Here is a 6,305-nt window from a genome sequence, read left to right as displayed (position 1 = left end):
CGCGATGAGGCTGCGGGATACCTCGGCGTTGACCTGCGCGGGATCCATTCCCGGGAATGCTCGGGTGAAGGCCTCCGTCGCGCCGAGCGCCACCGAATCGCCGATCACCGAGATGTCGCCGCCCGCGGGCAGAGGCTGCGGCTCCGGCGGCAGCTCCATCTCGTTGGCCGCCGAGGCCGAGGCGGACTGGCCGCCTGCGGCCTCGAGCTGCTCCTGGATCGAGGTCTTCTGCGGCGCCGTGGTCACCGAGTACGCGCCGATCCCGGTGAGCACGAGCATCGCCGCGGTGAGCGCCGTCGTGCCGACTGGAAGCAGACGGCCCCTGGCGGGCGGTGCTGCCTTGGCCGCCGCGCGCGCGGTCACCGGTTTGGGTGTGGTGTCCTGACGTCGGACGAGCCGGGCCACCCCGCGGTAGCCGTAGCGCTGGAACGGCAACTCGATCCACACGTAGCTCAGGTGGCTCAGGAGCGTGACGACCACGATGGTGAGCACCGCGACGAAGCCGGACTGCGCCTGCTCGGGGCTGTCGTCGAACAGTTGGCCGGCGATGATGAACACCGGCCAGTGCCACAGGTACATCGAGTACGAGCGGCGCCCGACCCACACCATCGCCGGGTGCGACAGGGGAGCGGTGAGCGCGCCCCGGCCGAGCGCGGCCGCGGCGATGAGGACTGCCGTGGCGAGGCAGATGACGAAGATTCCGCCCTGGTAGGCGAGCGCGTCCTTGTCGTTCATGAGGAAGAACGCGGCAACGATGACGACCCCGGCGATGCTGGATGCGAGCGTCCACGCCGATTCGGTGCGCCACGGGAACGCGTCCCCGGTCCAGCGGGAGGCTAGCTTCGAGGTGTTCTGCGAGCTGGTGACCACTGCGAGGGTCGCGCCGATGAGGAGGCCGAAGGCGTGGGTGTGCGTGCCGAAGTAGATCGGCGAGGAATCGGTGCCCTCGGTGAACCCGGCCCACATAAGCGCTGCCGATCCGACCGCGATGGCGAAGATGATCACCGCGAGAGCCGTGCGGCGCAGCGGGATGCGCCGCACCAGCCACAGAAGGCCGAGCAGGGCGAGCGGCCACAGCACATAGAACTGTTCCTCGATCGCGAGAGACCAGTAGTGCAGGAACAGCTGCGGAATCTGCGACTCGAAATAGCTGGTCTCGGTCACGATCTGCACCCAGTTGGTGGTGAAGGTGAGGATACCGAGGACCTGATGCCACAGGCCGACGCGCAGGTCGGCGCTCACCAACAGCGCGGCGGCGCAGCTCACCGCCATCACCGAGAACGCGGCGGGCAGGATGCGGCGGGCGCGGCGTAGCCAGAAGTTCTTCAGCGACACCTCGCCGTCAACGGTCTTTTCCCGCAGCAGCAATGACGTGATGAGAAACCCGGACAGGACGAAGAAGATGTCGACGCCGAGGAACCCGCCGGGAACCGAGGCGGGGAAGAGGTGGAAGGCGAACACGGACACCACGGCGATGGCGCGGAGCCCATCGAGTGCATTATTCCGACGATGCGTCGAAATTCCCTGCGTCACGGTGATTTACCTCCCCACCACAGCGCGCCCCCAACGGCCGCCTACCTCGCTGTTTTACCCGAGAACCATAACGCATGGGAACGAAAAAGACGGCACCCGCTCGCGGCGGGTGCCGTCTTTTCGAAGCGCCGTTTCCGGCGAGCCGTGCCGCCCGGTGCGGGCCGGCTATGCCTTGTACGGCTCGGCGGTGACGATCGTGACCTTGATCATCGATCCGTTGGGTGCCGGATACTCGACCGTGTCGCCGGCCTTGGCGCCGAGCACGGCCTGCCCGATCGGGGAATCGGGGGAGAAGGTCTCGAGGTCCGCCTTCGACGAACCCTCCTCGCGCGTGGCGATGAGGAACGTTTCCTTGTCGTCCTCGTCGCCATCGAAGTAGACGCGTACGACGGAGCCGACGTGGGCCACACCGGACTCGGTCGGTGCCTCGCCGATCGTGGCGTTGGACAGCAACTCGTCGAGCTGGCGGATGCGCGCCTCTTCCTGTCCCTGCTGCTCGCGCGCGGCGTGGTAGCCGCCATTCTCCTTGAGGTCGCCCTCTTCGCGCCGCTCGTTGATCTCGGCGGCGATGGCCGGACGGTTCGCGATGAGCGCTTCCTTCTCGGCCGAAAGCTTGTCGTACGACTCCTGAGTGAGCCAGGTCTGGCCTTCAGTCATTGTGGCCTCCCTCAAATGGTGAGTTGACTAGATGCCGGCGGCAGGGCGGCCGGTATATGGAAATGCACGGCCGGCGACTGGCGCAGGTCCGTGCAGCGAGAGGAATCTTAACACAGGTGCAGGTAAGCGCGCCGTGCGACGGCACGCGTACCTGCACCTGGTCGGCTATTGCGCGGGAGCGGCCTCGCGGTCGAGATACGGCGGCACCTCATAGGCGCACCCGTAGAGCTCGGAGACGTAGGCGCGGTCGGTGGTGGAGAACTCCACCGACGCATTGGTCGTCTGCTCGCCCGGCGGTAGGTACACCTCGGCCCGGCCGACCTCGGCGCCGGAGTATTCACGGCTGCGGAAGATGCAGTAAGCCTCGCGACCTGGCTCGGAGCGGTCGATGGACGCGGTCGCCGAGACCGTGTGATCGTCGATGACCTGCGAATTGGTGACCTCGCCCTCGATCTTCTCGGCCGTGAACTGCTCGTAGATGTAGGCGCCGACGGCGACGAGCAGCGCCACCGCCAACACTGCGAGGATGACCGCCATGATGCGGCTGGGCACGAGCCCGACATTGTCGGAAGACTTCGCGTAGCGACCCTCGGGGCGCTGCGGGGAATCGCCGCCCTTGCCGGGTTGATCACGCTGGGCCATGGAGAATCCTGCCTCAATTCCTTGCCTCGTCCGCGCTGCGAAATACCCACCGGGTGGACGCGGACACGGTTTACCTTCCTAGAATAAGGGGCAGCGATTGAACGGGCCGCATCCGCGGTCCCAGCATGACGTTTCAAGGAGCACACATGCCAGGCTTGCGCCTGCTGGCGGTACACGCCCACCCGGACGACGAATCGTCGAAGGGTGCGGCAACCATGGCGCGCTACGTCGCCGAGGGGCACGACGTGCTCGTGGTCACGGCGACCGGCGGCGAGGCCGGCAGCATCCTCAACCCCGCGATGGACACCCCGGAGGTACGCGACAACATCTCTGCCGTGCGCAACGAGGAGATGTCGCGGGCCGCCGCCGCGCTTGGCGTGTCGCACCTGTGGATGGGTTACGTCGATTCCGGCCTTCCCGAGGGGGATCCGCTCCCGCCTTTGCCGGAGGGCTCCTTCGCGACGCTCGACCCCGATGTGCCCGCGCAGAAGCTCGTGCGGATCATCCGGGAATTCCGGCCGCACGTCGTCATTACCTATGACGAGAACGGCGGATACCCGCACCCCGACCACATCCAGGTACACAAGGTCTCGATGGCGGCCTACGACGCGGCGGCCGATCCCGAATACCACCCGGAGCTCGGCAAGGCGTGGCCGGTGCAGAAGCTGTACTACACGCACGGCTTCCTGCTGTCGCGATTCAAGCTGCTCGACGAGGCGACTTACAAGCTCACCGGCGAGCACCCGTTCGAGGACTGGTTCAAGCGCGCCGAGGAGCGCGGGACGAAGGACATCATGCACCGGGTCACCACCCGCGTGCCCTGCGGCGAGTACTTCCGCCAGCGCGACGATGCGCTGCTCGCGCACGCCACGCAGATCGACCCGACGGGCATGTTCTTCCGCGTCCCGCTCGACGTGCAGCGCAACGTGTGGCCGACCGAGGAATTCGAGCTCGCCCGCACGCGCCTGAATCTGCCCGAATACGGGGAGCCGAACTTCGAGGACGACCTGTTCGACGGCGTCGAAGGTAATGAGCCGGAGTGGAGCATCTGATGCCGGGCCTCGTAGACGCGCAGCTCGCGGTGTATCAGGGCGCGACGATCCTCGCGCAGGCCGAGCCGGAGCCGCCGGAGGGCGCCGAGTTCGGTAAGGCGTCGCCGATCGGTATCCCGGTCGTGTTGTTGCTGCTCATCATCACCATCGCGCTCGTGTGGAACATGAACTCCCGGCTCAAGAACCTGCCCGCTTCCTTCGACCCGGAGGATCCTGAGGCCGATCAGCTCGTCGACGAGGGCACCGACCGCTCCGGCGTCGTCGCCGATCCCGAAGGCGATGAGGAGACCGGGGACGCCGAGGGCGCCGAGGGCAACGTGGACACCTCGAACAACGAGGATGCCGAAGGCTCCGGCGCGAACCCCATAACCCCCGGCGATGACGGCGGAGATACCCAGCAGCCTGGCGACCGGTAATTCGCAGGTTCCTCCGCCGTCATACGCGGACGTTCCTACCTGCGCGGGAGCGAAGCGAATCCCGAAATGTGGGACGAATCCCGCCAGTGGGCGGGAGCGCGGACTGGTGCGCCGAGCAGAAGCTGTGCTACGTTCGTGGCGTGTTGAACGCGCGTAGGTATTGGTTTAGCGGGGCTCCGGGTGGAGCCGCCGCTAGTTGCACTTCCTAGCGCGAAACGCCCGGAGCCGGAAGCGATGGCCTGTCCACAGGTCGTCGCTTTTTTGTTGCCCCGGGCTTTTGCTTTTCGGCTTTGTCCCCGGGGCGCAGGCTCTTACAGCCACGCAAGATGACCCCGAAGAGGAAGACGCACCGATGAGCTCACAAGAACATCCCGGCACCCAGACCGGCAGCGAAGCTCCCGCCGCACGCGCAGACGGGCCCACCGACGACCGCCGTGTGGTCAAGTTCCACCCGTTGCCCTCGCCGCGCCAGGTGCGCTCGGAATACCCGCTCTCCGATATGGCCGTCGAGGTCGTCGAGGACGGGCGTCGCGGCGCCGCCGATATTCTCGCCGGGCGCGACGACCGGCTGCTCGTGGTCGTCGGCCCGTGCTCCGTACACGACCCCGAGGCCGCGCTCGATTACGCCCGCCGGCTGGCCGCGCTCAAGGAGGAGCTGTCCGATCAGCTCCACATCGTGATGCGCGTGTACTTCGAGAAGCCGCGCACCACAGTCGGATGGAAAGGCTTGATCAACGACCCCGATATGGACGGCACCTACGACATCGCGCGCGGGCTGCGCGTGGCGCGCAAGCTGCTCACCGACGTGCTCGCGCTCGGGCTGCCGGTCGGCTGCGAATTCCTCGAGCCCAATAGCCCCCAGTACATTGCCGACGCCGTGTCGTGGGGCGCGATCGGCGCGCGGACGACCGAGAGCCAGGTCCACCGCCAGCTCGCCAGCGGTGTGTCCATGCCCATCGGGTTCAAGAACGCCACCGACGGCCGCGTCGGGGTGGCCCTTGACGGCTGCCGCTCCGCGGCCTCCGGGCATCACTTCTTCGGGCTCAACGGAGACGGCGAGACCGCGGTCGTGGAGACCACGGGCAACGGCGACTGCCACGTGATCCTGCGCGGCGGCACCGCCGGGCCGAACGCCGATGCGGCGTCGGTATCGGCGGCATTCGAGGAGATCGCCGCGGCGGGGATGAACCCGGGCGTGATGGTCGACGCCTCGCACGCGAACTCCGGCAAGGACCACGTGCGCCAGGCCGAGCTCCTCGGCGAACTCGCCGAGCGCATCGCTGCGGGGGAGACCGGCGTCAACGGGGTCATGGTCGAGAGTTTCCTCGCCGGCGGCGCACAGTCCACCGACGCCGAACCGCTCACCTACGGCCAGTCGGTGACCGACAAGTGCATCGACTGGGACACCACCGCCGAGCGGCTGCGCGAGCTGCACGACGCCGTCGCCCGCCGCCGGGCGCTCGTGTCGGTACCGGCCGAGTAGGCGCGCGAGAAATCGCGCGGCCACGCCTTGCGAACCGCGCACGCGTCGCCCGACGAAACGAGGGGGCGAGGCGTGCGCGGTAGTGTGGAACACGTGAAATTGCCCTCTCCCGTTTACTCCCTCTACGAGAATCGGCTGCGCGCGAGTCTCGACCCGGAGCGCATGCCGCGGCACGTCGCAGTGATGTGCGACGGCAACCGCCGCTGGGCGAAGGAGGCCGGGTTCACGGACGTCTCCCACGGGCACCGCGCCGGCGCTGTCAAGGTTGCCGAGCTATTGCAGTGGTGTGACGATCTGGGCATCGAAATCGCCACGATCTACCTGTTGTCGGTGGAGAACCTCGAGAGAGACGCCTCCGAGCTCGATTTGCTGCTCGACATCATCGGCGACGTGGTCGAGGAGATCTCGCGGTCGAATTCGAACTGGCGCGTCGGCGTCGTCGGGCACACGTGGCTGCTGCCCGAGCCGCTCGCGGCGCGGCTTCAGGCGGCGCAGGACGCATCGAAGGACAACACCGGCACC

General features: G+C 67.4%; 7 protein-coding genes. 4 read left to right on the top strand and 3 right to left on the bottom strand.

Going from position 1 to position 6,305, the window contains the following annotated elements; genetic code table 11:
* The 3 genes from K8V11_RS08210 to K8V11_RS08200 all read right to left on the bottom strand — a co-directional run.
* Positions 1 to 1,533, bottom strand: a 1,533-nt coding sequence (locus tag K8V11_RS08210) for an acyltransferase family protein (RefSeq protein WP_303912591.1), incomplete at its 3' end; no start/stop codon positions are given.
* Between the two features lie 165 nt (positions 1,534 to 1,698).
* Positions 1,699 to 2,190: a transcription elongation factor GreA gene (gene greA, locus K8V11_RS08205; protein ID WP_303912588.1), complete on the bottom strand. Its 492-nt coding sequence runs from the start codon at positions 2,188 to 2,190 to the stop codon at positions 1,699 to 1,701.
* A gap of 165 nt (positions 2,191 to 2,355) precedes the next feature.
* Positions 2,356 to 2,832 carry a DUF4307 domain-containing protein gene (locus K8V11_RS08200; RefSeq protein WP_303912585.1) on the bottom strand — a complete coding sequence of 159 codons (477 nt, stop codon included), beginning with the start codon at positions 2,830 to 2,832 and terminating at the stop codon, positions 2,356 to 2,358.
* Between the two features lie 146 nt (positions 2,833 to 2,978).
* On the opposite strand from K8V11_RS08200, the gene mca reads away from it, so the two are divergent.
* From mca to K8V11_RS08180, 4 genes are all read left to right on the top strand, one after another.
* The gene (gene mca, locus K8V11_RS08195) at positions 2,979 to 3,884 is read left to right on the top strand and encodes a mycothiol conjugate amidase Mca (protein WP_303912583.1); all 906 of its coding nucleotides are present in this window, start codon (positions 2,979 to 2,981) and stop codon (positions 3,882 to 3,884) included.
* A complete protein-coding gene (locus K8V11_RS14665; protein WP_369693054.1) occupies positions 3,884 to 4,300 on the top strand; it encodes a hypothetical protein in 417 nt (138 codons plus the stop codon). Before mca ends, K8V11_RS14665 begins: the two co-directional genes overlap by 1 nt.
* 352 nt (positions 4,301 to 4,652) lie before the next feature.
* A complete protein-coding gene (locus K8V11_RS08185; RefSeq protein WP_303912580.1) occupies positions 4,653 to 5,783 on the top strand; it encodes a 3-deoxy-7-phosphoheptulonate synthase in 1,131 nt (376 codons plus the stop codon).
* A gap of 93 nt (positions 5,784 to 5,876) precedes the next feature.
* Positions 5,877 to 6,305, top strand: a 429-nt coding sequence (locus K8V11_RS08180) for an undecaprenyl diphosphate synthase family protein (protein WP_303912577.1), incomplete at its 3' end; no start/stop codon positions are given.

Origin of the sequence: Dietzia timorensis, assembly GCF_020742175.1 — a bacterium.
Classification (GTDB): Bacteria; Actinomycetota; Actinomycetes; order Mycobacteriales; family Mycobacteriaceae; genus Dietzia; species Dietzia timorensis_A.
The sequence above is the reverse complement of the archived record's forward strand: the minus strand, read 5'-3'. Positions and strand labels throughout refer to the sequence as shown.

Coding starts and splice junctions, on each gene's coding strand:
- greA (WP_303912588.1), bottom strand. CDS start 2,190: ATGACTGAAGGCCAGACCTGGCTCACTCAGGAGTCGTACGACAAGCTT.
- K8V11_RS08200 (WP_303912585.1), bottom strand. CDS start 2,832: ATGGCCCAGCGTGATCAACCCGGCAAGGGCGGCGATTCCCCGCAGCGC.
- mca (WP_303912583.1), top strand. CDS start 2,979: ATGCCAGGCTTGCGCCTGCTGGCGGTACACGCCCACCCGGACGACGAA.
- K8V11_RS14665 (WP_369693054.1), top strand. CDS start 3,884: ATGCCGGGCCTCGTAGACGCGCAGCTCGCGGTGTATCAGGGCGCGACG.
- K8V11_RS08185 (WP_303912580.1), top strand. CDS start 4,653: ATGAGCTCACAAGAACATCCCGGCACCCAGACCGGCAGCGAAGCTCCC.